2 protein-coding genes are annotated in these 3,216 nt (G+C 38.9%); both read right to left on the bottom strand.

The window, feature by feature from the left end; translation table 11 throughout:
- Nucleotides 1-208 precede the first annotated feature (208 nt).
- Nucleotides 209-1,828: a hypothetical protein gene (locus tag P9M13_03665; GenBank protein MDP8262382.1), complete on the bottom strand. Its 1,620-nt coding sequence runs from the start codon at nt 1,826-1,828 to the stop codon at nt 209-211.
- 226 nt (nt 1,829-2,054) lie between these two features.
- Entirely contained in the window at nt 2,055-2,195 is a 141-nt protein-coding gene (locus P9M13_03660; protein ID MDP8262381.1) for a hypothetical protein, read from the bottom strand.
- Nucleotides 2,196-3,216 lie beyond the last annotated feature (1,021 nt).

Below are 3,216 nucleotides of genomic sequence, written 5' to 3'. Positions count from 1 at the left end.
GGATGGTATGGAGATTATCTTGTTTGTGACGGGGTCTTGATAGATTCTGCTTGGAAGTTTGATAGTGTGATATGTCCCGAATCCGCGGAAGTCTATTCTTTTTCCTTTGCGGAGTTCTTTCTTCATTATTATTAGGTAATGTTGCTGACTGGATAAATATTTCTGGTAAGACCAAGTAAAAGGGGATACTTAGAAGCGTACCCTTTTACTACTGTGAGAATATCTCGTCGTATGTATCTTTCTTTCTTATGTATGCAACAGAGCCGTCTTCATAGCAAATAACCCTTGCAGGCCTTGCGAAAGAATTAGTATTGGCCGCGAAGAATTGGGAACAATATGCCCCCGCGTTGTGTATTAGTACGGCCTCATTTTCTTTTGGTTTTCTCGGGAATCTTTTTTTTATCCTGCATATTATATCTGCATTAAAACAGAGCCGTCCAGCAACAAATGCGTCAAATGGTTCCTTGTCCGTTTCCTTGTTGTTTTCAGCTAGTGTCCAACGGCGCATTAGATAGTCTCTAGCAATTGAGTCGGCGTAATTAACAGATCCTGCATCCACAGCAATCATGTTATGGCCGCTTGGGATCTTCCTTATGGCAGTAACCTTCATTAAGGAAACTCCGCTCGTTTCAGCAATAGCTCTTCCCGGTTCAACTACAATAGTAGGTTCACCTATGCTTTTTAATGCCTTTACCGCGTTCATAGTTTGGCCGTTTATTGTAACGTTATTTTTAAAAATAGCTTCAAGCATAAGATGTTGTGGGAACTCAGAATAGGACTCTTCACCGATCCAGTTTTTTAGGTCTATTTTTCCCGTGGTTTGGTCCATAAACATGGCCGGTTCTCCACCCCAGATCCATACCTTTGAATCATCGCCTTTTTGTAACGCGATATATCCATTACGTATCAGTTCCAATATCTCGTCCCATTCTTTACGGGTTTTGAAATAACTGACAGGAAACCCTCCGCCAATATTGATTAACCTGCATTTTCCGCCTTTCTCATTAAGGGCTTTAGAAAACTCAATAAGCTTGCCCAGTACTTTGCTATATGGTTGGATAGCTGTTATTTGTGAACCTATATGCGTGTGAAATCCTAGAAAATCTATGTGAGGATGTTTAGGAAGCAGTGAGTAAAAACGTGGAAGGTCTTTGATACTAGCGCCAAACTTACACCACTTACCGGCTGTAAATACACCTTCGTCTGTCACATTTTTGAGATCGTAACCGGCAAGACGCAGGACAACCTTGGGTTTTGACATATGTTTTTTAGCCAATGCGGAGATAACAAGGAATTCCTCGATATTATCCGCTACGATATGCATATTCTTCTTTAACGCCATCTCGATCAATGCTTCTGATTTTGAATTGCCATTTACATCAATATGTTCGGGATCTATATTCCCTTGGAGGGCACATTTTGCCTCATTTTCGGAAGCCACATCCGCTCCGGCACCTTCTTCATTGACCAGGGATAGGATAGTGGGATGCGCATTGGCTTTTACTGCGTAGCGAATATCACCTTTGGGGTAATATTTAGTAAAAACATTTTTGAAACCACGGATGTTTTTACGGATATCGGGAGCATAGTTTATGGTTAAAGGAAGCCCGTATTTATCTATCCACCATTGGACGGGGTATCCTGCAATGAATGTCTTACCGTTTTTTTGATTAATAAACTCACTTGCTTTGGCAAGGCCGGGGACAAATATCTTTTTATCCGGCCGTACTTGTTTGACAGCGGCAAAGAGATGCGAGAGAGGAATAAGTTTTGCCAATGCGATTCCGGCTACAGAATATTTTATAAAAGACCTTCGAGATAGCTTCATACTACACCCTTTGTTTATTAAAATGTATTTTAAATTTTAAAAGAGTTAGGTTCGTTTTTTATTATAGCAATAAATCAAATAAAATAAAATTTATTATTGCCGCAAAAACTTTTAATGTAGTTCCAGTGACAGAACACTTAATTTAATCTCTTCTGGGGCCCCGGCTTCTTCCGTTTCAGCATTCTTCCTTCACATTTTTCGATTTCTTCTATAAATTCTTGATCCCCTAATGGTCTACCAGTGTCGACATGCCCAATAAAAATTGGCTCTTCTTATCATCAATATCATCTAACAAATATTCCCCCCAGTCGAGTATTTCTTCTTCCAGGAAATTATCCGATAAATATCTGTTCTTTGTTTTATTCACATGAGCTTGTGCGTTTGAGCAAATCCTTTTGAGAAACTATTTTTACTTTTTTGGAACTGCTATGAAATGCACGTGATTATCCATCAGGCAATATGCCCAGAATTCTATGGCTATCTTATCAACAAACCGTTTTATACTCAATAATTAAGTGTCCCGATTTATTTGTATTTACTTGTATTAATGAGACTATCGTGTGCATCGTGAATTATTATCTTAGTATATTTACCTTTATTTGTTTGTACTATATAATGACTTCCTCAAAAAGATTTGCATTCCGACCGTCCGTGTTGCCTGATAATGGTAGAAAAGGGGAGCTGCCACCCTCAGGCACAATAATATATGTATCAATGACGAGATTGCAATAATTAAGTGATCCGTCCCGTGCGCCAAGAAATCACTTTTGAAGAATTAAATCTCTTAAAAAAAATCTTTTATCTGAAGCATTTTATCACAAACTATCCGGGGAAACTATTAATTCGCAGCTATTTAGGTAAGATTGCTGTGGATCCCATGTATGAAGTTCTGAATTTAGTATGGTGTCCCTGAAATATGTAAACGTTATCCACTGCCCAAACCACATATTGTCCATAGCTTTTATGAACGGTCGCATGTTGGGTGAGATTTACTGAAGAGCCGTATGCGGGAGATCCGCAAGTACGGTTCTGTGAGGGATGTTGATGTTGTTGTATATGGCAGAATATTGTGACACTCCACATATCGAAAGAGAGGAATAACAGGGAATACAAAGCATGCTTAAGTACATCAACTATATTACATCTACTCGACCCGAATCAAAGCATTGCACCGGACAAAACCATTAGTTTTGCCAGCGAGTTTGAATGTTAGAATAAAAAATAATAAATTTTAAATAATTTATGGTATACTTCAATACAATAAGACTTCTGCGAAATGACGTTTAGCGGAGTCATCGCGATGAGCGAAGCGAGGAAGCGATCTCGAAAAGAGTAAGAAGTAGGGTAAGAGAAACAGGATAGCAAACGATCACCGAAAAAAGAAACAG

It is taken from the genome of Candidatus Ancaeobacter aquaticus (assembly GCA_030765405.1).
In the GTDB taxonomy this organism is placed as follows: domain Bacteria; phylum Auribacterota; class Ancaeobacteria; order Ancaeobacterales; family Ancaeobacteraceae; genus Ancaeobacter; species Ancaeobacter aquaticus.
The sequence above is the reverse complement of the archived record's forward strand: the minus strand, read 5'-3'. Positions and strand labels throughout refer to the sequence as shown.

Coding starts and splice junctions, on each gene's coding strand:
- P9M13_03665 (MDP8262382.1), bottom strand. CDS start 1,828: ATGAAGCTATCTCGAAGGTCTTTTATAAAATATTCTGTAGCCGGAATC.